We start from the raw sequence: 26,279 nt of genomic DNA on the forward strand, positions 1-26,279 counted from the left end.
TTACAATTCCCAGGCGGACTGTCCCAACCCGGGCGTTGAGGCGAAAAATTAGGGCTCGCCCGTCTTATCACGCACCCTAAGCAACTCAGTATTATCCTCGCCAGGCATACAGATTGAAAAGATTAGAACCATGTAAAATAGGTTCCTGTTGGACTTGAATTTCGCTAAAGCCGTGTTCTTTGAGCAAATTCGTAATTTTTTGGAGTCGATGCTCTAGGTCGTGAACTTCAACAACAATTTGCTTGATCTTTTGCCAATCCTGAGCTTCGATGCCTAAAAGTACATCCAACTCACTTTTCTCTACATCTATCTTAAGCAAATCAATCTGTTCGAGCTTGTGTTCCCTTATAATCTCTGAGACAGTTTTTAACTGGCAAGTTACCCGCTCGATTTTAAAAGCTTTTTCTATGCTATTTTGGATGAACATTGATCGCACAAACAAAGGAAACCAACGAAGCCAACGAAAGGCTTTAGGGGCGTATTTAATATTGCGAATAACAGCCTGCTTCAGTTGCTTTTTTAGCTCAGTAAAATCCTCTTGATATGCAGTGGATAACATGGTAGCGTTGGGATTATAAGCGAATGTTATACTCTTGGATTCCTGAGAAAGTCCACAGGAAAAGACTTTAATTTTATCTGAATCAAAGCGTTGAGCGTTAGCCTGTAGTACATTAAAAATGGCTGGAATAGGTTCAAAAGCATAAATACTAACATTTTTATTACAATTTTGATATGCCCATAAGGCAAACAAACCAATGTTAGCTCCTACATCAAATATGATATCACTTTCGTGCAGCTCAATTCCATATTTAATGTAGTCTTGAATCTGTTCGTACAGAACTGGTACTTCTTCTTCCCGCAGGCAAAATATTTTCATTCCATTGGGAAGCTTAGTTTCCTGAATTCTAGTTGGCATAAGGATAGAACCATGTGTTAATAAATTTGATTAGGTAGTGACTGAGGGGGTGACATGATCTCTAAAAAGATGACTCTATAAGGCTTTGATGCCAATGAGCTCAGCCAATATACAGTCGCAAATTGACCATATTTTCATTTTCTGGACTGAAGTTATCCGTTCATTTGTACTACTTTAATAGTTAAAGGTTCTCCCCATAAGGGATTTAGACATAAAATTATTCCTTGTAATAATTCTATTATTGTTTTGTTGAAGCCAAAACTGGTTTACCTGTATGCACCACTTGTTCTACAATATCAGCCGCTCGACTCACTCCCCCTGCTCGTATAATTGCCTCTTGTAGCCTCAAGGCATTCTTTTTATAGGAATCTTCCGTTAAGACCAGTTTGATAGCCTTTTGTAGCTTTTCCAGGCTCATTTTTTTCAAAGGTATGACCTCTCCTGTTCCTGTCCAAGCGATCCGCGCCGCCACTCCAGGTTGATCGTTGGTAATGGGAATAGCGACCATTGGTACTCCATTACTCAAAGATTCTAGGGTAGTATTCATTCCGGCGTGAGTGATGGTAAGGGTCGCTTTTTGTAATAGTTCTAATTGAGGTGCATAGCCAACAACTAAGGTATTTCCTGGCAATTCTGGTAAAGATTCTGGACTAGCACCCCCACCTAAAGCAATGACTAATTGAGCATCCAATCCCACACAAGCGTCTGCAATCATTTGGAAAATCCACAGAAGCCGATTTTGTAACGTTCCCATAGAAGCATAAATCAGTGGTTGTCCAGTTAATTTTTCATAAGGGAAAGGTGCAGCTTCTCGACTCGCTGGGTTACTATAAGATCCTGTGAAATGAAAACAAGACGGTAGTTCTTTTCTAGGAAATTCTAATTCAGCAGGCTGTTGACTAATTTGAGCCAACTGTGAAGAGTATTGATTGGCATTATTATAGGTAGATAAATTCCAATGCTTACGATGATAATTAATAACTTTTTTCAGGGATTCACCTATAATATTAAACAGTTCATAACCCACTCGGTTGCGTAGAACTCCCCGCCATGAAGGGTCATAATTCCAGGACATGCTAAAGGGAGGAACGCTCATTTCCCGATTGAACATTAAGGCACTGCATACAGTTACAAAAGGAATGTCTAGATACTCAGCGATAGTTCCTCCTGCTGGAGAAGCTTGATCTACTAATAACAGCTCTATATCTGCTGCTTTAATTACGTCTGGAGCATCCCGAAGAGACATTTTTGCTACATTGACAATCCAATTGATTGTATACTGGAATGCCTTAAATCCACTGAGATTACCTAGTTGAGTAAATAAGTCTTTTGTGGCTCCTTTGGGAAAATCCGACTTGCCAATCAGCTGAAATTCTAATCCTGCAGCTAGAGCTTTTGGTTGAGCGTCTTCAATGCCGAATACAGTGACGCGATGACCACGCTGTTTCAGTTCGTAACCTAACGTAGTCATAGGGTTAAGATGACCAGAAGCAGCAGGACAAATGATGCCAAAATGAGTCATGATAGTTGCTCAGTAAAAGACGTTACCCCGATTTAATGGGACTTAAGCCAAAAGTCAACTCAAATTTAACATAAACTGGCTTGCTAAGGGATGAATAGGTACCGAGACTTGTCTAAGCAGTAGAATGTAGAATGTAGAATGTAGAATGTAGAAGGTAGAAGGTAGAAGGTAGAAGGTAGAAGGTAGAAGGTAGAAGGTAGAAGGTAGAAGGTAGAAGGTAGAATTTAGGATACAGACTTCAATTATAAATTCTAAATTCTAAATTCTAAATTCTAAATTAGTAAGATAGAATAGGATGATCAGCTCTGGTAACAGTATTTCCTATGGTTCAGCAGCTTACTCCCAGCACCGATGACATCTTATATCCCGAAAGTGACGGCAAACCCTTGGCGGACAATACCCTTCAATTTGAACTAATTACTACCATTAAGTATGGCCTGGAAGCCCTATTCAAAGATGACCCCAATGTATTCGTTGCCGGGGATTTGTTGTGGTATCCAGAACTTGGAAAACCCAAAATCAATCAAGCCCCGGATGTGATGGTGGTTGTGGGTAGACCGAAAGGGCATCGGCGTTCCTACAAAACCTGGGTTGAAGATAACATGAATCCCCAGGTAGTATTTGAAATAGCCTCATTAACGAATACCATCAAGGAATTAGAAGAGGATAAACTCAAGTTTTACCAGAACCATCAAGTAGAAGAGTACTATCTTTTTGATCCAAATCGGACAAAACTAAAAGGCTGGTTGCGTTCAGCCGAAAAACTAGAACCAATCCCCCAGATGCTGGGTTGGGTTAGTCCCCGTTTAGGAATTACCTTTGAGTTAGTAGGCTCGGACTTGGTGCTGTATTATCCCAATGGCGAGCCTTTTGCTACGTATTTGGAAATTATTGAGCTCAAAGAACTTGCTCAACAACAGGCAGAGCTCGAAAGGCTAGCAAAAGAACAAGAACGCCAACGGGCAGACCAAGCGGAGGAAGCTTTAGAGCTTGAAAGACTCGAAAAAGAACAGGAACGTCAACGGGCAGAGCAAGCAGAAGCTTCCTTGCAAGCCTTGCTAGAGCAATTAAAAGCAAAGGGCATAGATCCAGAACAGTTCGAGCTATGAACCCCACCATTTGGATATAACCCTACTAAGAATGTAGAAGGTAGAAGGTAGAATGAAGAATGAAGAATGTAGAAGGTAGAAGGTAGAAGGTAGAAGGTAGAAGGTAGAAGGTAGAAGGTAGAAGGTAGAAGGTAGAAGGTAGAAGGTAGAAGGTAGAAGGAAGAATGTAGAATGTAGAATGTAGAATGTAGAAGGAAGAAGGTAGAAGGTAGAAGGTAGAAGGTAGAAGGCAGAAGGTAGAAGGCAGAAGGTAGAATTCAATTCTAAATTCTAAATTCTAAATTCTAAATTCTAAATTCTAAATTCTAAATTCTAAATTCTAAATTCTAAATTCTTCATTCTTGATCACTGAGGAAATATAGGTTTCAAGAATCTCGATACAATTTGCGATCGCACCCAAATGAGAAATTTCAAAACCATGGGTATTTTGGGTAGGAAAACTCAAGCAAGCAGCGCGAGCAACATGACCAAACTTCATGGCGATGGAAGCATCAGAGCCAAAACCATCAATAACAGCTAACTGAATCGGGACCTCACAACTGTCTGCCGCTTGTTGCAATTCCCGATTTAGCCCTTCATCGTAGATGCCATAATTATCTTGAGAGAGCAACACTGGTGCTGGTCCATCTTCGATGGGATACTCCGCAGACAACGGACAAATTTCCAGAGCAATCAAAGCATCTAGAGATTGATTCTGAGTAAAATACAAAGCCCCAATTGCCCCTACTTCCTCCTTTGCTGATGCCACCAAATAAGTATCAACTGCGGGAGTTTTCAACCGTTGGGCTAAGGTTAGCAAAATCGCGATGGATGCTTTATTATCCAGAGTATAGCTAGCAATATAATCCTTAAGCCGCACAGGTCTCTTACGATGTTTACCAACCACCATACGAGTCCCTGGACGCACCCCAGCCTCTGCCAATTCTGTAGCACTACATTTCGTTTCAATCCAGGCATCTTGCCAACGTAGAGGAGCATCATCCTGCAACGCTTTTTGGGGAGATTCATGGGAAACATGACGTGAGCCAAAAGATAGAATACCACTAATGGTATAGTTATCCCCCAACAGATCCACCACACCCTCACCATAAACCCAAGGAAAAGAACCCCCCAACCGGCGCACTTCCACCCGTCCTGCTTCAGCAATCCGTTTAACAATGGCACCAATTTCATCTTTATGAGCAGTAATCGCAATGGGACTAGCACCAGCATCCTTACCAGGGATTTTCGCAATGACATTTCCAGCCCGATCCTGCCAAGTTTCCACCCCTAAAGCTTGAAACCGATGCAGTAACAATTGGTCAATTTCCTCTTCCGCACCACTGGGGGAATGGTGCATAACTAACTCTTCTATGGTTTTGAACAGTTGGTCGTAATTGTTAGTCATTGTTGGGAATAGGGAACAGGGAACAGGGAACAGGGAACAGGGAAGAAGAATTGACGAAAAGCGATGCAGAGGTGCGACCCGTGGCGAATTTAATTACGGGTCAAGCGCACCTAAGCTGTCTTGGGGAGCCAGTTGCTCATCTGATATCATATCGAGATAATTACCCTTAATAACAAACTCCCCAAACTCCCCACACTTCCCACACCTCCCACACTCCCCTGTCTTTCCCGATTCCCGATTCCCGATTCCCGATTCCCAATTCCCGATTCCCGATTCTAAATTCTAAATTCTAAATTCCCTATTCCCGATTCCCTATCCCCTATTCCTTCTTCCTGATTCCCTTAGAACCTATCCCTAAAGCCCCCAAGGCGAATAGACCTAAAGCCGTTGCTGGTTCAGGAACATTAGCTGGGTGTGAATTGTTATTATCTGGGTTTGGATCGTTCAATGCTGACAGGGCTAAATCCGCAATGATTCGATAAACACCAGTAGTTGGATGTTGTAAATCCCAGAAGAAAAACTCCTCGGGATTCTCACATACAAATTGTGCTGGTATATTCAAACAAGGACTAGTTACATTGGTGAAACCAAATTCCGTCGGCTGAGCCAGAATTTCCCTAAATATAGAATTAACATCAACCGGGATGATATTGACATCTGAGTCGGGAGTCTGACTGAATTGATCGAGTAGTTCAGACAAACCAGAGTTATGGTCTTCTGTCAAAGTGTTGAGGGCATCGCTAGTACCAGGAACACGCCCATCAACTCCCAGAGCAATGGGCGTATTGCCCAAATCTGGCAAGTTAACTACCATAATATTCTTAGCCCCAACCTCAGTCAGGTCTTGCAGTGCATCTGACAAATTTGCCAGAGTGGTGTCAGTTTCTGTAAATGGTTCAAAACTGCCTTGGTTGGGTAGATAATCATTAGCACCAGCCCACACTATATACAGAGCATCTGGGTCAGCCGACTGACCGGCTTGTATCAGGGGAACAGTAAAGGCATCAATCTGTGGTTGCAATCCTGGTAAAACTACCAATCCAGAGGAGGTAACAGGGGCAGTTTGTCCAGTGCCTGTAGTAGAACCACCAAAAGCGAAGTTAATGCCAACAGTCGGGATAGCACCTGAGCCAATAGTGGTAAACAGAGTGGGGTTTAATTCCAAATCCCCTGCGAGATAATCCACCCAGTTGGGACCATTGGAAAAACGTCCCTCAAAATAAGGTGGACTGGGGGGAATTCGCTCTGCGGTGGCATTGAATAAATTGCCTTGATCAGAGAGGCTGTCTCCAAAGATATACATCTTGCTAAACAACTCGATAGCATTTGCCTTGAGGGGCAACATTAAAGAGAAAAAGACTAATCCTGTAGCAGCAATTTGTGTCTTCATGATAGTTTTTTACCTTAATTGCAGATAATTATCTCAGATCATGTCCGATTTAATACTTATCCTTCTTGGTTGATAGTAAATTGAACCTTGAAAATTAACTAACCATAAGCAATTAGCAATTCAAAATTCAAAATTCAAAATTCAAAATTCACAGGCATCGGATCAACCATTTTAGACGTGATTAACCGGACTTGATATCATGTCTGGCATTGACACACTTTACCAATCACCACTAATTACTAACCAATGACAATACCTGTTAGGAATTGTGCTTAAGCACAACTAAAAGCTGTTTTCAACTGTTTTTTAGTGAGCATTCAGCCCTCAGCGGTCAGCTATCAGCTTATTTTATTCAAAGGTGCGCACCTAAAAGCACCGATTGCGCTACGCACAAGCTGCGCGAACAGTAGCACCTCAAGTAACCCATAAGCTGATAGCTGATAGCTGATAGCTGATAGCTGATAGCTGATAGCTGATAGCTGATAGCTGATAGCTGATAGCTGATAGCTGATAGCTGATAGCTGATAGCTGATAGCTGATAGCTGATAGCTGATAGCTGATAGCTGATAGCTGATAGCTGATAGCTGATAGCTGATAACTGATAGCTGATAACTGATAGCTGATAGCTGATAGCTGATAGCTGATAGCTGATAGCTGATAGCTGATAGCTGATAGCTGATAGCTGATAGCTGATAGCTGATAGCTGATAGCTGATAGCTGATAGCTGATAGCTGATAGCTGATAGCTGATAGCTGATAGCTGATAGCTGATAGCTGATAGCTGATAGCTGATAGCTGATAGCTGATAGCTGATAGCTGATAGCTGATAGCTGATAGCTGAATGCTAATAGCTGATAGCTAATAGCTGATAGCTGATAGCTGAATGCTTACGTTTTGTATGCACCTAATTCGATGGTGTAGCTTTTGGTGCCCCTGATGGCTGACTGGTTTGAGGTTTAAGAAACAGTGCTTCTTGGGCAGATTGCCCTTCACCCTGAGAACCGAAATACCAAAGCGCTGCTCCTGCTTCAGCACGGGTGACTGGTTTTTTAGGCTGAAACAATATTGTATAACCAAAAACTCGGCGAATGTTTGCCAAATCGCCATTTCGGAAATCAGCTAAGACGGCTCGCAATGCTTTCGGGTCAATTTCAGCGGTATCTTTGAAGCCCCAGGTTTCTTTCACTGCTTCAATAGAGGCTTTGGGCAAGGCTTTACGAGTATCGAGAGGCACTTTCCACAACATCAGATTTTCCCTAGTCAACGGTGCATCTGGACGAAACAATACTGCGGTAGAATCGCCACTGAGGGGACTAGGAATTAATCCAGCATCAGCTAATCCCTGAATATAGGGAAAATCAGGATCCGTACGAGGCACATCCTGAAATGCAGGTTGAGTAGTGTTGGATGCTAAACGGATTTGCAATCCTGGACGATTAGCATAGATTCGATTATTGGCATCCATTAGCCAACGGGCGTACTGACGGCGGTTTATGGTTTGATTCGGGGCAAACTGAATACCTTGACTATCAGTATTAGTTTTTGGGTTAGTCGTGTCTGGCGTTAAGACTCCCAATTTTGCCAAATCTGCCACATACTTACGCAAATCTCGGGGGACTTTATCCAAGTCAGTAAATTTCTCTGGTTGTCCTGACCTGACCTTAGCTGGCTTACTGGCGACCTCAGAGGGTGGTTGTGGTTTCTCAGGTTGTGTTGGTTTTTGAGCTTGTGTTGGTTTCTGGGGTTGTGTTGGTTTCTCAGGTTGTGTTGGTTTTTGAGCTTGTGTTGGTTTTTGAGCTTGTGTTGGTTTCTGGGATGGTTGTGGTTTCTGGGATGGTTGTGGTTTCTCAGCTTTGGTATCCTTACCATCCCGGACGTACTGAATATCAAATGTAGTCACACTGCTGTTGGTAGCAACCGCTGGGGGCTTTGATGAAGAGGCAGCAGTGGATTTGCCAGTAGTGCCACGAGCAGGAATCGAAAGGGTAACATCCAAGTCATTACGACGGACGATGAATGTGCCACCATCTTGATCCTCTGGCTGGTCGAGGACTTGCCAGCCTCCCGACTCAAAGGTCTTTTGGTAAAAGTTCTGAATTAAATTAATTGGGTCAGGGGATGACCAAATCGTCAGCTTACCTGGACCAGCAGCATCTTTGAGGGGTTCCACTTGTTCCAAGGTTGCTTCTTGATAACGGGGAATCTCAGTGGGGAAGTCTTCTGGCAACGGTACTGACTTCTGTTTCTGGGGAGTACTTTGAGGCTTATTCGGAGATGGCCCACTCAAGTTTTTGGGTGGGTTATCTTTCAGTTTGGGGTCTGCTCCCAAAGACCGCTGCAAAGCGTTACCTAGGTTAGTGTTGGCGCAGGCACTCAACAAACCGAGAAGACAAACCGCTAAACTTGCACGTAGGACAGAGTGTGGAAACAGCACGGGCATTGTCCAACAACAGTAGTTACCTTTTAAACTAACGCAAATTCACAAAAGGGCAATCAAGCATGTTATCCTGGCTGAGTTGCCAAACTAGGAAAGATGTTTAGGGCAAGGGCTAGGCCAAAATACCGAGTATTGTCAATTTAAATGTCAATTTAAATCTTGTATGGATGCACAGAAAAAGAAATTAGCAGCACCGAGTGAATCTTCTGAATCTGTTCAGGAGCAGCAAGCAGATGCTCAGGGTCAACAACCGGACAAGGGTGGCACGCCATTTTGGAAGCAAGTACAGGAAAATTTCCAAATTATTGCGATCGCACTAGCCTTAGCTCTATTGATTCGAGTATTTGTGGCAGAACCTCGCTACATTCCCTCGGATTCCATGTACCCGACGTTGGGAGTAGGCGATCGCTTAGTGGTCGAAAAAATCTCTTACCGTTTCCATACCCCAAGAGTCGGTGACATTATTGTGTTTGAACTACCGCCACAATTACAAATTTTGGGTTACTCAAAAGACCAAGCTTTCATCAAGCGGGTGATTGGCACATCGGGTGATACGGTTCAAGTCAAAGATGGCAAAGTTTATCGCAACGGTACTCCTCTAGAGGAGGACTACATTGCCCAACCTCCCCATTATCAGATGGGGCTGGTGCAGGTGCCAGAAGATCAGCTATTTGTGATGGGAGACAACCGCAACAATAGCAACGATTCCCATGTTTGGGGTTTTCTAGGTAAAGACAAAGTCATTGGTCGTGCCTGTTTCCGTTTTTGGCCACTTAGTGACCTTGGTTCGATCTGAACTATAGCAGTTTTCAATTGGGTGAGGTACGTAAGTATTCAGCCGTCAGCTGTCAGCTGTCAGCTGACGGCAGTAATTACCATTACCCATTACCCATTACCCATTACTAATATTAAGGTTGTGTGAACTTAAGCCCTCTACGGATTTCGTAACTTACTATAAGTTTAACTAATCAATTTTACTACTTAGGGCTGATGGGAATTAGATGGTAAACCTATATAGCAAGGGAAGTATAGTTTAGGACATAGTCTTTTGGTTGAAAGGGACTTCGGAGCAGGGAGCAGAGAGCAGAAGATGTCTTAAGCTTTACTTCGACTGCTATATAATTTAGCTCAACTAACGATGTCGCTGTTCAAGCTAATGTTTTAAAGCCTTGAGAGCACAAAGCTAAATTTAATCGACATCAGGGCTTACTTTCTAAGTAAGCGCTATAGTTAAGTATTAAAGTTTAGCAATCATTTATCAATAGTTATTAATTATTATAAGCAAAACTTATAATTCAATAAAATAATGATTTTGTGAATCCTACCGATTCATAGTTTCGGAGAGAGAAAAATCTAGTTAAATTTAATGAATATAAACATAAGCAAAAGGTAAATAATTTTCTCGTTTGTAGGTTTACTATAAGCATTCAGCCGTCAGCTTTCAGCTTTCAGCTGCTGCCAAGGATTCATAGTCTTGGGCTGATGGGCTTTTCCCCAGACTTTGAATTCTCTAAAATCTCGAATGCTTAAATTCTACCGTTTGAGGTTTATTTTAAGCATTAGGCTGACCGCTGACGGCTGATAGCTTAATGCTTAGGATTTACTGATCTTACTTTGGAGTAGTTTATTGATATCAAGTCCGGTAGCATCAGTATTGTCTAAAACAAGAGTATTCAAGGAAAAAGGGCACAAAAAAGCCGACTATAAACCAGGGAATCAAACGGACTTGATATCAAATTTCAGAGTAAGGTCACTGTCTACATCTAAGAGTTGCAGCATAAAACTATCATGAAAAAATTACCAATAGCTATGGCTGGGGCAGTAGTTTTTAGCCTAGGAACAATAGGAACAGCTCAGGCGGCATCCTTCCTCTCTACTTCCAATGGACAAGTTGGAAAAATCGATACTTCAACCGGAAAATTCACACCATTGAACAGCGACGGTATCCCCTTTTTTGATATAGCTTTATCAAATAGTGGGGAGCTATTTGGTGTCACTCCCAGCGCTTTGTATAGTATTGATAAAAGCACGGGTTTATCCTCCCTAATTGGCTACCTTTTTGCGTTTATAAATGCTTTAGGGTTTTCTGATGATGATAACGTGCTTTACGGCGCTGGAGATGATAGTTTTTATACTATTGATACCTCTAGTGGTGCTGCATCATTAGTGGCTACAATTCCTAACTTCAACAGCAGTGGCGACATAGCATTCGATTCTGTAAATAATCAATTTTTTGCCACATCACTCTCTGTTGACGGCAGCTCTGACATCTTGTTCTCTATCGCTAATGACGGTACAGCTACTGAGATTGGTAGTATCGGCTTTAGGGATATATTTGGCTTGTTCTTTGAAAATGGAACCTTGTTCGGTTACACAGCTGATCGACAACAGATCACCATCGATCCAACCACAGGAGCAGGTACTTTTAGTCAAAATGTCGCCTTCGGGGGTATTAATAGGATCTTTGGAGCAGCAGCTGTTTCTAAGACTACTGTTCCTGAACCGATGTCGGTGCTAAGTCTGCTAGCAGTAGGAGCCTTTGGTGCCAGTGTGCTCTCTAATCACAAACTGTAATAGCAACGCTATAGTTAAAAGCTATAGTTAACTGTTGATGATTCACGGTAACCAACCTACACTCTCCTACCCTGGTGAGGGTAGATTGGTTACCCAACCACTGAGATCCACTGCTAAGGTTTGACCCAACTTGAGTAGGGGGCTTGGGGAAAGTGAAGTACTAAGGGAAGCACTGGAGGTACACATGTTACATAGCCAGGGATAGCTGCCATTGCTATCACTATCTTTACTATCTTTCTTTAAGTCTTGGCTTTGGATCAGCTGAGGCAAAAGTTGGTTATGTAAGTACTGCAAGTAAAGTTCTTGGCAACGATCTAAGGATAAGCTTAGATTGAGCTGATTGCCTAGATCAATCATTTTGTCTAGCCGTTGAATATCGACTTCCACTTCCTCTGGGTTGCTATCGTAAAGAATTTGCCAGAGCGTACGCAAAATTAACTTTTCTAAGGTTTGCTTGACTTCTAGGGTATTCAACTGACAGTGGAGATGATTCGCTGCTATTGCGATCGCTTCTAACTCTGCCAAGCTACTCCATACCACCTGCTGATCACTGCTATCACTATCTAATGCCCTAATCACAGTAATACACTGATTGGATATAGCAATTTCTGCTGCTACTTGCAACTCCTTGGGAACAGATAACCCACCCTGATGGAAAGCCATCAAGGCTCTATAGTTATCCCGATAAACCTGGGTATAGAGCTGATCCAAACGGGTCAAGGTTTCCTGGCTCAACAGCTGCATAATCCGGTGTCGCTCTTCAGCAAACAGATGCTGCAAATTAAAATGTTGCTGCCCAAACAGCTGATTCATTACCAAAATTGTGTGGGCTGCACTGCCTTGGTCTAGGGCATTAAATAATGTGTCCAACCGCTGGCGGTAGCCTCGACATTCAGCAAGGGGTTGAATACAGCAGTGGAAGTCCCAACCACCTAGGTATAGCAAGGCAAACACAAAATCATCACTTTCCCTAGTTATTTCAGAAACCAATTGTAACTGTCCCACAGCTAGGGTTAATGCCCCGATTCGTTTTAGCTGGTAATATTGCTGATGGGCATAGTAACAGTAGATTTTGTCTTCTTGGGAATAGTTGTTAAATAGGGAAGTAATGGCATAGTCTGCTACTACTTGCTTCCAGCTAACGTGGGCTGACACCACTAGTTGGCGATAAATCTGGTCACCAGTTTTAAAGCATTCCACATTACTGGGTGCTAGAGCAAGGCGTTGGATAAATTCTTCTTGCAGTTGGACTTTAGCAACATCACCAGCTAACTCGATAGCACGGGCAGCATACCGCAGAATCTGAACCCCTTCTGGACGGGAGATTTCCTCAAAAAACCAACCACAACTGGTATACATCAGCAGAGCATGACGCTGCATTTCCAGGAGTCGTAAGGCATCCACTTGTTGGGCTTGAGCCAGTGGGTGAGTACTATGACGCTCCAGAAAACTTTCCACATTGGCTGGGGAACGGTTCTGAACCACTTGGATATACTCATCCCGGGCTAGCCAAGGGTCATGGAAGAATTGGCTAGCAGTCTCTTGATATACCTGAATCAATTCATCCCGTAACCAATCCAGGGCATTCCGCAGGGGACGACGCCACGTTTGGTACCACTTCCCGCCACCACCACAGCCACAATCATCTTGCCAACGGTCAACCCCATGGGAGCAACTCCAGGCTGTTACTGGCTTCAGTACCACTTCCCAGGTGGGCGGATTAAAGCTAAGGTAGTGGGCAAAGTTGGTTACTGTCCAGTTGCGCTGGGGAAACTCATGGGTAAAAGCGTAGGCAATACACTTCTCAGTGCCTGTTTTGTGATGGCCAAAGGTTTCCCCATCCGTTGCCACAGCAATCAACTGGGCACTGCGATGATCCCCACGTACTGCTTGACCCAAACGCTTGGCGAAGTGTTCAGTACTGCTGAGTAAATCATTGAAGCCCATATCTCTGGAGATTGGGCCATCATAGAAAAAGATATCAATAAATTTGCCATTTTTGAGGAAGCAACGGTAAGGCCGAGTAGGGTCAATCTGAGCACCTCCCACTTCCTGCCATGGAGAATTACTATTGTGTTCACTGGTGAGTTCAGTGGGAATTGGGCGGCAACGTTGAGCTTGGGCAGGGGCTAGGATAATAAAGCGAATATCTTCTGCTACCAATGCTTCCAAGGTGGGATAGTCTACTGCCGTTTCCGCCAGCCACATCCCTTCGGGTTCACGACCAAAGCGGGAACGGAAGTCCGCTTTTCCCCAACGGATTTGGGTGTATTTGTCCCGTTCATTGGCTAAGGGAAGGATGATGTGGTTGTACACTTGAGCGATCGCATTTCCGTGACCATTTAAGCGATCGCAACTCTTCTTGTCCGCTTCCAGAATCCGCTGATACACTTCCACATCGTAATTTTCCAGCCAGGACATTAACGTTGGACCAATATTGAAGCTCAAATACTCATAGTTATTGACAATATCTATTACTTCTCCTTGGTCATTTAATACCCTAGCAAAGGCATTGGGGCGGTAGCACTCATAGTAAATCCGTTCGTTCCAGTCATGAAACGGAGCAGCAGTAGGCTGACGCTCAATCGTATCTAGATCAGGGTTTTCCCGAGGCGGTTGGTAGAAATGACCGTGGATAGTAATATAGACACCTGTGGCAGGATCTAGGGGGTCGTTGTTGAGCGTCGAGTAGTGTTTGATCTTGGCAGTGGACTTAGCAGTGGACTTTATTTCCTCAGCTTGTAACACTAGCAGTTCAGCTACTGAAGTCATGGGAATATGCATTCAAAAAACAGCAACACAGCTCACCCAACCCGATAACTTCATGTTTGGGACCCGGAGCGCGAATACCCTTGAGCAAACTTATACTGGTTTGGCAGTAACGAACAAAAGTAGCGGATAGTTGGGACAGCGGATAGTTGGGACAAACGTTAAATGCTTAACACAATGATTAATTCAACCGCAAGGTTTAATTCAAGTAACTCCAATCAGTTTATGCAAATTGCGGTAATCTTATCAATCTTCACCAGATCATAGCAAATTTCTATGGTTAAAAAATATACCCTAGGACTGATGCGCTTGAGGAATCGTTGAGTTCTGAAAAGCTTTATTGAGCACACCAGGGACAGAGTAAGGTACTTGACTATCTAATTTGTGTATATCAGTTGATCGGCTAACACCCATGTAAATTGAATTTGTTCATGTTATAGCAGAAGTCAGAAGTCAGAAGTCAGAAGTTAAACTCAAGCCAAACTGTAGTTTGAGACTTTTGTCATGTCCTAATTACCCTGGCGACTGCTATATCAAAGAAACCGTCAAACCATCTGCCCACCTCCGTATCTCCCCATTTCCCCATCAGTCTCAACCCAAAAATTAAGTGCGTGACAGCTTAGGGGCGTGACAGCTTAGGGAGACGGGGGGATGGGAAGAGGGATTGACCAAGCCCCTTGTAATACTGCCCTAGTCCCTGAAACTAACTAGAATAGTCAGGACTTACGCGGTTAAGTTGATTTCGCCCCGCTAGCACCCCAATTATGGGGCGGGTAATGATGTCAAAGTCCCCCAGAATTGGGAGACCAACGGGGGCAAATGCGTAAGTCCTCATAGTAATTCTTTTGAGGTAAAGAAACCTAAATGCTCACCAAAAACCAAATTTTGTCAATTTTGCTAGTGTTTATTCCCATTTCAGTAGCCGCTGAATTTCTAGAGTGGAACTCGGCAGTTATCTTCATTACCTCTTGCTTAGCAATTATTCCTTTAGCAGCATGGATGGGAACAGCCACAGAAGAAATTGCTGTGGTGCTCGGTCCAAACCTAGGAGGGCTATTAAATGCCACCTTTGGCAATGCTACAGAATTAATCATTGCCCTAATTGCCCTCAATGCTGGGTTAGTAGAAGTGGTTAAAGCGACCATCACTGGCTCCATCATCGGTAACCTACTCCTAGTGATGGGATTTGCGATGCTGCTGGGTGGATTGCGTTACAAAGAACAGGAGTTTCAGCCCATTGTGGCGCGGGTGAATGCCTCTTCAATGAACCTAGCGGTGATTGCCATGTTGCTACCGACAGCAATGGATACCACATCTATTGGTATTCCTCAATCTACATTACAACAGCTTTCAGTAGCAGTTGCCCTGGTTTTAATTCTGGTTTATGGGCTAACTCTGTTATTTTCCATGAAAACCCACACCTATCTGTTTGATGTAGGCATGGCGGAAATGGAGTTAGAAGAAACAGATCACGGTGAAATTGCCAGTTCCGAATCTAAACATCAACCTAATATTTTGTTGTGGGTAGGAGTCTTGGTAGTGGTTACCCTGCTAGTAGCTCTAGAATCAGAACTTTTGGTGGATAGCTTGGAATCTGCCACATCACAGTTAGGACTAACAGCCCTGTTTACCGGAGTAATTTTACTCCCCGTAGTTGGTAATGCAGCAGAACACGCCACTGCGGTAACTGTCGCCATGAAGAATAAGATGGATCTCTCAGTTTCGGTAGCCGTAGGGTCTAGTCTGCAAATTGCCCTATTTGTTGCCCCAGTGTTAGTGCTAGCTGGGTGGTTTATGGGTCAGCCCATGGATTTGGATTTTAATCCCTTTGAATTGGTAGCAGTAGCCGTAGCTGTGTTGATTACTAATTCAATTAGTTCTGATGGTAAGTCCAACTGGCTCGAAGGAGTTTTGCTATTAGCAGCTTATGTCGTCTTAGGACTAGCGTTTTACTTCCATCCAGTGGTTGAAGGATTGGGTTGAGTTAACGCCTAGTGTGTAGAGTTTGACCGTTGAAGGTGATGATGAACAAAGGGATGCTCGCCCGGTCGTAGCTACGGGAAGGCAAATTTCAAGTGAATAAACTTGTCAACATCCCTGTTATCCCAGAAAAATCTGGCTATATTAAAGCTAGAGGGGTCGAATGTCAATGATAAATCGGTTTGATTTGTAAGACAAATTGATTGGTAAGAAAAATAATCATCTAATCCACCCCTTTAGCCTTTGCCCTTTGCCCTTCATCCACCCATCTAGCTTGAGATTAACCGAGCACGCTGATGGGATGGATGAGCCCCTGAGGACATTAAGCCGAGATGCTGGAAGCCGAACAGATATTACATGAGCGCTATCAACTCAAGCAACAACTGGGACATAATGCTGGACGACAAACTTGGCTAGCTGAGGATCTAGGAGTGTCACCTCCAGAATTGGTAGTTGTTAAACTGCTGGCATTTGGTGGTGACGTTAATTGGGACGATTTAAAACTCTTTGAGCGAGAAGCACAGGTGCTTAAACAGCTCAATCATCCCCGGATTCCCAAGTATCTTGATTATTTTAACATTGATGACCGAGTACTCTGGTTTGGCTTGGTACACAACTATATCCCTGGCTCCTCCCTCAAGGAACAACTAAATCAAGGTAAACGATTTACAGAAGGGGAAGTGCGCCAAATCGCTGTGGATGTGCTGAAAATTATTGAATTTCTCCATCAGCTGAATCCAGCCGTACTGCACCGAGATATTAAGCCTAGCAATCTAATTTTAGGGGATGATGGGCAGATTTATGTCATCGATTTCGGGTCAGTGCAGGATCGGGCATCCCAAGAGGGCGCGACATTTACGGTAGTGGGAACCTATGGTTACGCCCCCATGGAACAGTTTGGTGGTAGGGCAGTACCAGCATCGGATTTGTATGGCTTAGGGGCGACGTTGATTCATTTGCTCACCAGGACTGCACCCGCTGACTTGCCCCAGCGGAATTTGCGCATTTGCTTTAAAGACCAAGTCAACCTCAGTGCTAACCTGATTAGCTGGATTCAGAAGCTGACAGAACCGGCTCCAGAGCAACGCTTCAAAAGTGCGTCTGAAGCAATTCTAGCCCTAGAGTTGGGCATGACACTCAATACTCCCAAAAGCAACAAACTGATCAAACTCCCCCGAAGCAATTTTGTAAATAATTCAGGTCAAGGGGGTGTATTGGATGATCGAGTACCCGTACCAGATGAAATCAAAGGCTGGAACTGGGGAGCTTTTTTGATACCTGGGTTTTGGCCTATAGTTATTTTAAATAAGGAGGAGACACTAAGAAGCACAATATTCACGAATTACTTCATCCAGAGAAGTGTCTATAGAAGTATACATTCTGGCTCTCTTTAAAGCACTAAAATCATGCTCTATATCATTGAAATCTGGAGAGTATTTCGGCAAAAATAATACTTGATGACCGGCTGACTCTACTAATTCTCTAATTGCATTTTTTCTATGAATTGGTGCATTATCCATAATTAATACTGAAGGAATTGTTAATGAGGCTAATAAATATTGGCTTAACCATCCTTCAAATACTTCTGCATTAAGACTACCACTAAACAAGGGGCTATTAAATCTTTTGATTTCTTCCTTCTTCCTGCTACTAAATTTTCTCTTTTTATTCGTTTTCCTGTTTGTTCACCATACAGTTTTTTCCCTTTTTTTGACCATCCATAAAGGCATGACTGTATTTTGTCAAACCCCGACTCATCAATGAATACAAGGCTTTTAATTCCAGATATTTTTATTAATTCTCTTAATGCTCTTAAATACTTTATTCTTTCTTTCCTATCTCTTTCCCGATAACGAAGTTCTTTTTTTTTACGAGTTATTTTCATTTTTTTGAGTGCGTATAATATTGCACTTGGGCGCACTCCAAATTTTTTGGCTCTCTCTATTAATTTAGCATCTGGATTTTCTTTGACATCTTGTTCTAAGGCTTTCCAATCTAGCTTTCTTTGACGACGTTCTACTTTATTAGCCTTTAGTTCGGAACGATTCAACCACTTGTATATTGTCGCTCTTCCTATCCCAAATACTTTCGCTGCCTCTGTAATTTTTCCACCTTTTTCTATATAGTTTATTACTTTTTTTCTGAAATCTAGACTGTATGGCATTGCTGTCAGTTATTGAAAATATACCCTTTTCATTTTACCTCATCACCGTCTTATCCTTAATTGAAACAACTATATGACGAATAATGTTTGGATTGGACTGATAGCATGGGTGCCTCAATTGGGTTGGTTTATGGCGATCGCGCTCGGTGCCAAGGGCAATGAATGGGCTTGGAAAAGTCGTCGCTGGCGGAGTATTGAACACTTCAAAGCTCACCAAAGAGGGTGGGCAATCGTGGGGATTCTCTTTGGCGCACCAGTGAGCCTGATGTTGTGGATATTTGTCTTGGGCTTGGTCTCTGGTTTTTAATTTTTAATACGTAAATTAATACCTAAACGATCTACCTTGCTGCTTCACCCTGGGCAAACTTGAACTCAAACATGCCATATACTTCTAACAAAAACATACCAGTGCAATTGTTAAGAAACAGCAGTATTTATCGCCGTATGTATCAATGACAATAGCGGACCATTCTGCTCTGTGCCACTAACCGCTAATTCGCTATGACACAAGTAAACCCGCTCTGTAACTCTACCGAATAAATCTCGCAAAATTCGCTCTAATCGCTGTTGATCAGCTTGGACTTTATCTTCCTCTGTCCAAGGACGTCCAGACCATTCCTTTAGAAATATATGAGCTCCGAAAAGGGTAGCTGCACCACCACTAAGCCAGAGGGAAGAACCTGCATCTAACCAAAACTGCCAACGGTGGCAGCGGCGAGCGGCACGGTATTGGAAAATAGTAGCAAGGGTGACGGCATTGGTAGCTGTGGGTAGGCGGCGGACAGGATAGGGATTAGCAGTAACGGTGCCACGACGTAGCATCAGAATGAATTGGGCGATAGTTTGGGTGGAACGCTGACGGTTAGACGGTTGTTGGTTGGTTTGGCTCGAATCATTCACCTTCAACTCTTTCCCCAGTCGTCCATTCACTTCCCAGTAGTGTTGAGCAGTTTCCATCAGTTCCCGCAGTGCTGCTAGCTGGTCATAGGCGAGATTAGAACCATGCCACAAAAATTTCTGAATGGCGCGGTCGAAAACTACCAGGCACGAAGGAATCAGACCCTGTTGTTGTTGCTCCCGCTGTAGTTCTAACCATTGGAAAATCTCTGAGTAGGCAGTTGTTGCCTGATGCCCTAACCTATCCCAACGAGGAAACGACTCCACTGGTAACAGACGAGGTTGCTCAGGATCAGGAGCATAGCAGTGATCCGCTAATAAACCAGCACGGACAGGATCAATTAGGGTTGCCGGTTGCAGATTTGAACCCTCAACCTTCAACCTTTCAACATTCAACCTTTCAACCTTCAACCTTTCAACATTCAACCTTTCACCCTTCAACTCCTGTACTTGTGGTTGGCTACTGAGTACTACCAACATTTGTGCGATCGCATCTCGATTCACTAACCGTCCCAAGCCAGGATACACTAGCGCTAGTAGGGTTAGTAATCCCTGAATCATCGGTGAGCTAATTAATGGACGCTGGTCGTTGAGGGGTTCTACGGCAATGCCTTCCTTAGTCAGGATTTCCGTTAAGGTGTAGCGTGCGATCGCATCTAGACCTGGAGCAATGATCGCAATTTCACCAGGCTGCACTTGCCCAGACTTGACCGCTTGACTTATCACCCCAGCCGTTTGCTGCAACAGTTGAGCGCGGGAGGTAGTTTGAATCGATTGGATAGACTCAGGTAGACCTTCAATAAACATGGAATTACTAATTAATTCCACTACTGTGTTTGCCAATTCATCTCGAAAAGCATCAACAGATAAATCCGGTAAGATTTCCACCAAGCAACGGGATGCCAAATCCGCTAGATAATTCGGGTCAGCATTAAGTCCCAAGCGTACCTGTCCATTAGGATTAAAGCTAAAAGCTCCCACAGCCCCTTGATTGAGTAGAGTCTCAAATAAATCCCGAGCGATCGCGGGATAGTCATCCACATCATCCGCCAGCACTGCCTGATAGCGCTGCTGCAAATACTGCTGATAAGTGGGGTCTGGCAACAAATACCGCCAATACAGTTCAGCAATAATCCCGTAGGTTAATAATCCCCTTTCTAGACACCAGCTTCGCCACTCTAGCAAAAGCTTTCCCACAGTTGACCAAAGTTCCGGGTTTCCTTCCTCCTCTGGAATCCCGACCGTTAACATGTGGGGAATGTCTTCAACAGGTATCCCACTCACTGCTGCTAATTGTAACAAGTCCAGGAGCCGACGAACTCTAGTGTAATCATTCCCCCCTGGCAGTTGTAGTAGATCATTATCCAGGTCAGTACGCCAGTGCTGGGTGGCTAAGTCCTGCTCAGTCTCAGGACGCAATCGCAACGGAAACTGTGCCTTGAAGTCCAATCGCCCAATTAACAAGGGCCAAAATAGCATTACCTCATCTTGAAAAAAACCTAAAGGTGTCTTGGAAAGTACGGGATACCGTCCCCGGATTACCTCTGTCAGCCGATCCGCCAACTCACGCCGATTATCGTCATTAGCCGCAAACACCAAAATTCCTGGGGCTTTTGAGGGGGTTCTTTGATATCTTGAACTCGACTTTGGGTTTGACCAATCCAGTCCTCCTTCAACCCATTGGTAAAACTGACTCACAAGGCGAGTTGTTTTGCCAGTGCGAGTTGAGCCAATTATCCACAGTGAATTTTGAACCACGGAATTTTTCTTTAGGTAATTTGTTATCATACCACATGAACTAGGATGTAAGAGTTCTAGGAATAATTAGGTGCAAGAGCGCACCCCTGAGATGTTCAGAGTATGAACCTAAAGAATTGAATGAATCTTCAAACAATCTTACGCACAGCTAGACAATGGTTCTTCAATACACCAGAGAGAGCCTTGGATCAGGCATACAAAGCGGCACTAAAAATTCAAGCGATTGAAGATGAATATTTTGGAGGTAAAAAAATCTCCGCCGATACCAGTCAATATAGTAACAGCGTTATTGCCTATTTTGAGGCAGAAATTAATAAATATATAAAGACTATCAACCTTAGACTAGCAGAATTTAAAACCAGTCGTTCTGTTATAATAAATTCTGAATTAACTGGATCTAATCCTCTCGAAACTAGTCAACAACAAGCTAGGGAAAATTCTCGGTTATCTGAGTCAATCGACCTCAGCGATCAGCAGTCAATACTTATTGAAAAATTAAATTTTATTGATGAAATTATCAACAAGTATGATCCACCAAAACCCGAAAAATCCACCGCAGCCTTGATTCCCATAGACCAAAAGCCAGATAATCAGATTACTAACGCCAGTCCAAGAGAAGTTGTCAAGCAAAATTCCAATCTTAGAGAAGCTGCTTATTTGGAATCAGACAACAATTCATCTCGAAATAATCAAGGAGCTAACTCCAAAAAAATAACCGATAAAACCGGTGTATTACCTAGGTCAATTGTAGGGACAGTAAAAAGAATTCAGCAGGAACTCGATCCACGAGCCGAAGAGAAAGTTGTCAAAACCTTTCGTCGGTCTCAACGTAAAACCGTAATCTCTATTAAATTTATCCTAATTTTAACTATTGTTCCTATTTTAACTCAGCAAATTTCTAAAACGTTTTTAGTTAGTCCCATAGTTGAACACTTTAGAAGTAGCCAGGAATCAGCTATTTTTTTAAATTATGAGATGGAAGAAGAAGCTCTGATAGAGTTAAAAAAATTTGAAGAAGAACTCCACTTTAGAAGCTTACTGGGATTTACTCCTAAACTATCTGAGGAGGAGATGAAAGAAGAGATTAAGCATAAAGCTAATGAACTGGCAGAAGACTATCATAATCAAGGGTCCAATGCCATTAAAAATATTTTTGCTGACATTATAGCTCTAGTTGCTTTTGCCTTAGTTATCATGAACAGCAAACGAGATATAATTATTTTAAAATCTTTTATGGATGATATTATCTATGGACTTAGTGATAGTGCCAAAGCGTTTATCATTATTTTGTTTACCGATATGTTTGTAGGATTCCACTCTCCCCACGGTTGGGAAGTAATCCTAGAAGCCGTATCCCGACATTTAGGAATACCAGAAAGTCGAGAGTTTATATTTTTGTTCATTGCCACATTTCCAGTTATCTTGGATTCGGTTATCAAATATTGGATTTTCCGCTATCTGAATCGGATATCTCCTTCAGCAGTAGCTACCTATCGCACCATGAATGAATAATAATATAGCAGTCGAAGTAAAGGTTAAAAAATGTTTCTGTTCCCAGATCCGCTGTTCCCTGTTCCCTATTCCCTACTCCCTACTCCCTCACCCAATTCACAACTGCTATAGCAGTTTTGGCAATCTTCAAACTTTCCAACTTACAACTTGAGCATAGAGATAAGCGATTGTTTCAGACATGATTGACCGCACTCCTTGACTAGAAACCCACCACTGTTTTGCTTCATAGTCAAGGGAGTTAGCGGCTATTGCTCCAACTTTAACCTCAGGAGCAAGAACTTGCTTAAATAGCATCCAACTTCTGCGAGTATGAACATCAAATGAATAAAGATTAATAGACTTGATTGATTTATCTGAGGTTAATAGCCACTCCCGTAACGCCTGAGCCGATGCTAACGTACGATTGACATTAACATCTGGTGCTGGAACAGCAACTAGTTTATCTGGCTCAACACCCAGTGCGATACACGTTGCCGCAGTCAGTTCAGCATAGGTTTTATACTCTGACAGATAATATCCTTTACGCAGAGGAGGGCCGGTGGTGATCAATTTTTGATAATTACCCCGATAAAATTCTTCGATGGCACCTTTTAAGGCATAGTCCGGTAGCCATCCTTCTACTACTAATGCATCAGCGTTAATCGGAGACTTAATCGATAAAAATGGGTGGATATGAGTTAACATAAAAAGACTGCAAGTAATAATCAAAAAAGTATTCACAAACCATCCTTGAACCGTTAAAACCCACTGTTTTCGCCTACATACTAAACGCATGATTGGGACTTTTAATGAAAAATTATCTCGTCAATAGTCACTAGTCATTAGTAACCACAAATAAATGATATTGTGGTCACTAATGTACGGTATAGTCTACGGTATAGAAAACCGTGGTCACCTAATCACTGATGACTAATAATCACTGATGACTAATAAGGTCTAGAGCATCTCACTTTTCTATTACTTACCAATCAAAGTCCCATCTGTCCGGATTATTTAAAAAAGGATTATAGTCAGTCCCCTTGCTTCCTTCGTTTATAGTATTGTTTTTTGGTAATTGACTAATGACTAGCAGCTTATTAATTCTCTACAGGTTTGTAAGCATTCAGCCGTCAGCTGTCAGCCGTCAGCTGTCAGCCGTCAGGTTAAAATAAACCTCAAACAGTATAATTTAAGAGTTCGAGATTAATGAGAATTTCAAGTCTGGGGAAAAGCTGATCATAAGCATATGCGCTACGGGCACGCTACTTGAGGTGCGGTCAAGCGGTCAGCCGTGAGCCTAAGGCTCACGCTGCTTGAGGTGCTTAATTTTATCCAAAAGCGGTTCGGTGTAGCGTGGCCTTAGGCCAATGGCTGATAGCTGATAGCTGATAGCTGATAGCTGATAGCTGATAGCTGATAGCTGATAGCTGATAGCTATTAGCTATTAGCTTACAGACGCTTCTTTTTGAGATACTCAAAAACCGACTTATCACCAATATCATCGGGAATCGGTTGCAATAGTTTACGCAGGGCAAACACCATAAACAAAACCGCCCATAGTCCTAATAGAATCATCTCCCAATCTGTAGACCAAAATCCAACGATATGTCCCAGTAACAGCATGGGTACTAGGGGAGTTAGGAATTTAGTTTCCAAGCGATTAAAGCAAAATGCTTCCTTGAAATAAATTCCGGTTAACGCTGCAAAGGTAAAACCAATTCCGAATAGAGAAATAGGATGGTTATAAATGTATAGAGCAAGGGGCTCATTGCTGGAAAATGCCAGTACAATGGCGGAAATGCAACCAATGCCCCAAAAGATTTGTAGTAGGCGGTGCAGGGGGGCTAGATAAATATGAATTGTGACTAAGCTAACCCCTAGGGCAAGGCAGAATAAGCCATAAAGAGGAGTCAGGACATTTAAAATACTTGGGCTAGCTCCCCGCAATAGAATTAAATTACTCGCGATCGCAAAGCTCAAGGCTGCTACCACTAAGCCAGCACGGTAGATAACTACGCCAATGCGATCGCTTTCGGTAATGGTAAATTCCCCAAACTGACCTTGGTAAACTACCGGTTCAGATGGTTGTAGTGATGTGGTCATAATATCCTGGAAAGGAACTCGGTACTATTAACATTCTAATTTTTAATGCTTAATTCCACTGTATCTCCCCAATCCAGCTGTAATTGAGACTTAGCGCTCCCACCGTTAACAGCGATTTCCACCCAACCATGACTACCAATTAGGGCAACGTACTCTCCAAGTTGGCAATTGCTGTAGGTTTGAGTATGGGGGATAATGCGATCGCTTATCTTAACCGACCAAATTTTGCCATCAACCTCAGCTCCTGGGATATTGGTGATTAAATTACCAAAATGGTCAACATATTGGATAGAACCAATAATCCCATCATCGGTTAGTCTTTTTATTGGCATATCTAGTGTTACCAAAGTGTTTGGCTCAATTACCTCTCCCAACCTTTCGATTGGTAAGCCACTAGCCAAGTGAGCTCCAAGACTGGCAAAGATATCTCGACCATGAAACGTAGTGCTAGGATTTCTAGTGCGCCAGTAGTCTGAGTTGCTTAGCTCAACTGCTGCCATGAGTGGGTATTGCTCTAAAACTCCACTGAATAGCCCATTATCTGGACCGACCAAGAAACCCTGTGAGAGTTGGATAGCGATCGCTCTGCGGTGACTGCCGACTCCTGGATCAACCACCGCCACATGAACTGTCCCTGCTGGAAAGTAGGGATAGGCATTGAGCAAATTAAACCGAGCAGCGGCTAGGTTTTGAGGGGGGATTTGGTGAGTCAGGTCTACTATAGTCAAAGTTGGGTTAACTTGGGCAATGACACCCTTCATCACACCCACATAAACATCTTGTAAGCCAAAATCACTCAGGAGAGTAATAATCCGATTCTGAGGCATGGTTATCTCAAATCCAGTTGACTGATTATCATATCCCTTCTGGGGTAATGAGGCAGAATTGCTATGAGCTTCAAGGGCTTCCAACTTTAAACCTTAAACTTTCAACTTTCAACTTTCAACTTTCAACCGTCAACCGTCAACCGTCAACCGCTTATTAAGGCTGAAGTATGAAGTATGACCTATGAAAGCTCAAGCTCAAAGCTCAAGGCTGAACGGATGAGTTAGGATAAGGATTAAATTCAATACCACTTAAGAAGGCTAATCTACCCTAGAGCAAAGGTTCACTAATCATGTCTATGGACACATTACTAACTGAGGTATGGAAAGCTTGGCATAGCAACAATGACTGGATGGCTTGGAATTTGTTTCTAGCATCAATACCATTAGCTCTAAGTTTTTGGCTATTCCGCAGTAAATCTGGCTTACACTCCGGATTATGGTGGATAGGTTTAGCAGTTTTTATCCTATTTTTGCCCAATGCGCCCTATCTGCTCACCGATGTGATTCATCTAATTCAAGCCATTCGCAGGAATTACTCAGTATGGACAATTACTCTAGTTGTTATTCCCCAACATCTGCTAGTTATCCTAACCGGTTTTGAAGCTTACGTTCTATCTGTGATGAACCTAGGTGAGTATTTGCAGCGGCGAAGGTTAGGAAAGTTGATCTCCTCAGCTGAGTTAATTACTCATGCTCTGTGCGCCTTTGGTATTTATCTAGGACGATTCCAACGGTTCAACAGCTGGGACTTGGTTGCTCAACCCAATACCTTAGCTAAGGGCATGATTAATGATTTAACCTCGAAAGGTCCACTACTAGTGATGGCCGTAACATTCGTGGTGCTGACAGTATTTTACTGGATGATGAAGCAAATAACCTTAGGAATTATGATCAGAATGCGCCACCAACGTTCTGGCAGCGCAGCTTCTGGATAATAGATTCACAGCGTGCAAGGT

17 protein-coding genes and 2 pseudogenes are annotated in these 26,279 nt (G+C 43.0%); 8 read left to right on the forward strand and 11 right to left on the reverse strand.

Annotation, left to right across the window (positions count from 1 at the left end; all coding sequences use genetic code 11):
* Positions 1–91: 91 nt before the first annotated feature.
* Together LYNGBM3L_RS29225 and LYNGBM3L_RS29230 are read right to left on the reverse strand one after the other, a co-directional pair.
* Positions 92–916: an FkbM family methyltransferase gene (locus LYNGBM3L_RS29225; protein ID WP_008189937.1), complete on the reverse strand. Its 825-nt coding sequence runs from the start codon at positions 914–916 to the stop codon at positions 92–94.
* A gap of 238 nt (positions 917–1,154) precedes the next feature.
* Positions 1,155–2,438: a glycosyltransferase gene (locus tag LYNGBM3L_RS29230; protein ID WP_008189939.1), complete on the reverse strand. Its 1,284-nt coding sequence runs from the start codon at positions 2,436–2,438 to the stop codon at positions 1,155–1,157.
* A 323-nt stretch (positions 2,439–2,761) separates the two neighbouring features.
* On the opposite strand from LYNGBM3L_RS29230, the gene LYNGBM3L_RS29235 reads away from it, so the two are divergent.
* The gene (locus LYNGBM3L_RS29235; protein ID WP_008189940.1) at positions 2,762–3,547 is read left to right on the forward strand and encodes a Uma2 family endonuclease; all 786 of its coding nucleotides are present in this window, start codon (positions 2,762–2,764) and stop codon (positions 3,545–3,547) included.
* Between the two features lie 319 nt (positions 3,548–3,866).
* Here the strand turns inward: LYNGBM3L_RS29235 and LYNGBM3L_RS29240 are convergent, their stop codons facing one another.
* The 3 genes from LYNGBM3L_RS29240 to LYNGBM3L_RS29250 all read right to left on the reverse strand — a co-directional run bounded on the left by LYNGBM3L_RS29240 (position 3,867) and on the right by LYNGBM3L_RS29250 (position 8,763).
* Entirely contained in the window at positions 3,867–4,934 is a 1,068-nt protein-coding gene (locus LYNGBM3L_RS29240) for a M42 family metallopeptidase (RefSeq protein WP_008189942.1), read from the reverse strand.
* 319 nt (positions 4,935–5,253) lie between these two features.
* Complete coding sequence (locus LYNGBM3L_RS29245; RefSeq protein ID WP_008189944.1) at positions 5,254–6,324, reverse strand: SGNH/GDSL hydrolase family protein; 1,071 nt, start codon at positions 6,322–6,324, stop codon at positions 5,254–5,256.
* A 903-nt stretch (positions 6,325–7,227) separates the two neighbouring features.
* On the reverse strand, positions 7,228–8,763 hold the full coding sequence (locus LYNGBM3L_RS29250; protein ID WP_008189948.1) for an S-layer homology domain-containing protein: 1,536 nt from the start codon (positions 8,761–8,763) through the stop codon (positions 7,228–7,230).
* 160 nt (positions 8,764–8,923) lie between these two features.
* Between LYNGBM3L_RS29250 and lepB the strand changes: the two genes are divergently transcribed.
* On the forward strand, positions 8,924–9,556 hold the full coding sequence (gene lepB, locus LYNGBM3L_RS29255; protein WP_008189949.1) for a signal peptidase I: 633 nt from the start codon (positions 8,924–8,926) through the stop codon (positions 9,554–9,556).
* 992 nt (positions 9,557–10,548) lie between these two features.
* A complete protein-coding gene (locus tag LYNGBM3L_RS29260) occupies positions 10,549–11,334 on the forward strand; it encodes a PEP-CTERM sorting domain-containing protein (RefSeq protein WP_008189952.1) in 786 nt (261 codons plus the stop codon).
* Positions 11,335–11,400: 66 nt separating this feature from the next.
* Here LYNGBM3L_RS29260 and LYNGBM3L_RS29265 read toward each other — a convergent pair whose 3' ends face one another.
* Positions 11,401–14,106, reverse strand: a complete 2,706-nt coding sequence (locus LYNGBM3L_RS29265; RefSeq protein ID WP_008189954.1) for a DUF3536 domain-containing protein — start codon at positions 14,104–14,106, stop codon at positions 11,401–11,403.
* Between the two features lie 861 nt (positions 14,107–14,967).
* Here LYNGBM3L_RS29265 and cax point away from each other — a divergent pair.
* A complete protein-coding gene (gene cax, locus LYNGBM3L_RS29270) occupies positions 14,968–16,086 on the forward strand; it encodes a calcium/proton exchanger (RefSeq protein ID WP_008189958.1) in 1,119 nt (372 codons plus the stop codon).
* A gap of 329 nt (positions 16,087–16,415) precedes the next feature.
* Complete coding sequence (locus LYNGBM3L_RS29275; protein WP_008189960.1) at positions 16,416–17,477, forward strand: serine/threonine protein kinase; 1,062 nt, start codon at positions 16,416–16,418, stop codon at positions 17,475–17,477.
* Here LYNGBM3L_RS29275 and LYNGBM3L_RS29280 read toward each other — a convergent pair.
* Positions 17,403–18,247: pseudogene (locus LYNGBM3L_RS29280) on the reverse strand (IS630 family transposase). The gene LYNGBM3L_RS29275 and the pseudogene LYNGBM3L_RS29280 overlap by 75 nt on opposite strands.
* Positions 18,248–18,323: 76 nt before the next feature.
* On the opposite strand from LYNGBM3L_RS29280, the pseudogene LYNGBM3L_RS29285 reads away from it, so the two are divergent.
* Positions 18,324–18,554, forward strand: a pseudogene (locus LYNGBM3L_RS29285) (serine/threonine protein kinase); the annotation flags it as partial.
* Between the two features lie 110 nt (positions 18,555–18,664).
* Here the strand turns inward: LYNGBM3L_RS29285 and LYNGBM3L_RS29290 are convergent.
* Complete coding sequence (locus tag LYNGBM3L_RS29290) at positions 18,665–20,932, reverse strand: hypothetical protein (protein ID WP_008189965.1); 2,268 nt, start codon at positions 20,930–20,932, stop codon at positions 18,665–18,667.
* Positions 20,933–21,022: 90 nt separating this feature from the next.
* On the opposite strand from LYNGBM3L_RS29290, the gene LYNGBM3L_RS29295 reads away from it, so the two are divergent.
* Complete coding sequence (locus LYNGBM3L_RS29295) at positions 21,023–22,414, forward strand: proton extrusion protein PcxA (RefSeq protein WP_008189967.1); 1,392 nt, start codon at positions 21,023–21,025, stop codon at positions 22,412–22,414.
* 126 nt (positions 22,415–22,540) lie between these two features.
* Here the strand turns inward: LYNGBM3L_RS29295 and LYNGBM3L_RS29300 are convergent, their stop codons facing one another.
* The 3 genes from LYNGBM3L_RS29300 to LYNGBM3L_RS29310 all read right to left on the reverse strand — a co-directional run bounded on the left by LYNGBM3L_RS29300 (position 22,541) and on the right by LYNGBM3L_RS29310 (position 25,323).
* The gene (locus LYNGBM3L_RS29300; protein WP_008189968.1) at positions 22,541–23,098 is read right to left on the reverse strand and encodes an ElyC/SanA/YdcF family protein; all 558 of its coding nucleotides are present in this window, start codon (positions 23,096–23,098) and stop codon (positions 22,541–22,543) included.
* Between the two features lie 744 nt (positions 23,099–23,842).
* Positions 23,843–24,496 carry a DUF2301 domain-containing membrane protein gene (locus tag LYNGBM3L_RS29305; RefSeq protein WP_008189970.1) on the reverse strand — a complete coding sequence of 218 codons (654 nt, stop codon included), beginning with the start codon at positions 24,494–24,496 and terminating at the stop codon, positions 23,843–23,845.
* Between the two features lie 35 nt (positions 24,497–24,531).
* Positions 24,532–25,323: an SAM hydrolase/SAM-dependent halogenase family protein gene (locus tag LYNGBM3L_RS29310; RefSeq protein ID WP_044495410.1), complete on the reverse strand. Its 792-nt coding sequence runs from the start codon at positions 25,321–25,323 to the stop codon at positions 24,532–24,534.
* A 296-nt stretch (positions 25,324–25,619) separates the two neighbouring features.
* On the opposite strand from LYNGBM3L_RS29310, the gene LYNGBM3L_RS29315 reads away from it, so the two are divergent.
* Entirely contained in the window at positions 25,620–26,258 is a 639-nt protein-coding gene (locus LYNGBM3L_RS29315) for a DUF1361 domain-containing protein (protein WP_008189975.1), read from the forward strand.
* Positions 26,259–26,279: the final 21 nt, after the last annotated feature.

This window comes from Moorena producens 3L, assembly GCF_000211815.1.
GTDB classification, from domain to species: Bacteria; Cyanobacteriota; Cyanobacteriia; order Cyanobacteriales; family Coleofasciculaceae; genus Moorena; species Moorena producens.

Bases quoted from the DNA above. Each gene is read 5' to 3' on its own strand.
- LYNGBM3L_RS29235 (WP_008189940.1), top strand. From the start codon at position 2,762: ATGGTTCAGCAGCTTACTCCCAGCACCGATGACATCTTATATCCCGAA.
- LYNGBM3L_RS29245 (WP_008189944.1), bottom strand. From the start codon at position 6,324: ATGAAGACACAAATTGCTGCTACAGGATTAGTCTTTTTCTCTTTAATG.
- LYNGBM3L_RS29265 (WP_008189954.1), bottom strand. From the start codon at position 14,106: ATGACTTCAGTAGCTGAACTGCTAGTGTTACAAGCTGAGGAAATAAAG.
- LYNGBM3L_RS29275 (WP_008189960.1), top strand. From the start codon at position 16,416: ATGCTGGAAGCCGAACAGATATTACATGAGCGCTATCAACTCAAGCAA.
- LYNGBM3L_RS29250 (WP_008189948.1), bottom strand. From the start codon at position 8,763: ATGCCCGTGCTGTTTCCACACTCTGTCCTACGTGCAAGTTTAGCGGTT.
- LYNGBM3L_RS29230 (WP_008189939.1), bottom strand. From the start codon at position 2,438: ATGACTCATTTTGGCATCATTTGTCCTGCTGCTTCTGGTCATCTTAAC.
- LYNGBM3L_RS29225 (WP_008189937.1), bottom strand. From the start codon at position 916: ATGCCAACTAGAATTCAGGAAACTAAGCTTCCCAATGGAATGAAAATA.
- LYNGBM3L_RS29290 (WP_008189965.1), bottom strand. From the start codon at position 20,932: ATGATAACAAATTACCTAAAGAAAAATTCCGTGGTTCAAAATTCACTG.
- LYNGBM3L_RS29315 (WP_008189975.1), top strand. From the start codon at position 25,620: ATGGACACATTACTAACTGAGGTATGGAAAGCTTGGCATAGCAACAAT.
- lepB (WP_008189949.1), top strand. From the start codon at position 8,924: ATGGATGCACAGAAAAAGAAATTAGCAGCACCGAGTGAATCTTCTGAA.
- LYNGBM3L_RS29310 (WP_044495410.1), bottom strand. From the start codon at position 25,323: ATGCCTCAGAATCGGATTATTACTCTCCTGAGTGATTTTGGCTTACAA.
- LYNGBM3L_RS29240 (WP_008189942.1), bottom strand. From the start codon at position 4,934: ATGACTAACAATTACGACCAACTGTTCAAAACCATAGAAGAGTTAGTT.
- LYNGBM3L_RS29300 (WP_008189968.1), bottom strand. From the start codon at position 23,098: ATGTTAACTCATATCCACCCATTTTTATCGATTAAGTCTCCGATTAAC.
- LYNGBM3L_RS29295 (WP_008189967.1), top strand. From the start codon at position 21,023: ATGAATCTTCAAACAATCTTACGCACAGCTAGACAATGGTTCTTCAAT.
- cax (WP_008189958.1), top strand. From the start codon at position 14,968: ATGCTCACCAAAAACCAAATTTTGTCAATTTTGCTAGTGTTTATTCCC.
- LYNGBM3L_RS29305 (WP_008189970.1), bottom strand. From the start codon at position 24,496: ATGACCACATCACTACAACCATCTGAACCGGTAGTTTACCAAGGTCAG.
- LYNGBM3L_RS29260 (WP_008189952.1), top strand. From the start codon at position 10,549: ATGAAAAAATTACCAATAGCTATGGCTGGGGCAGTAGTTTTTAGCCTA.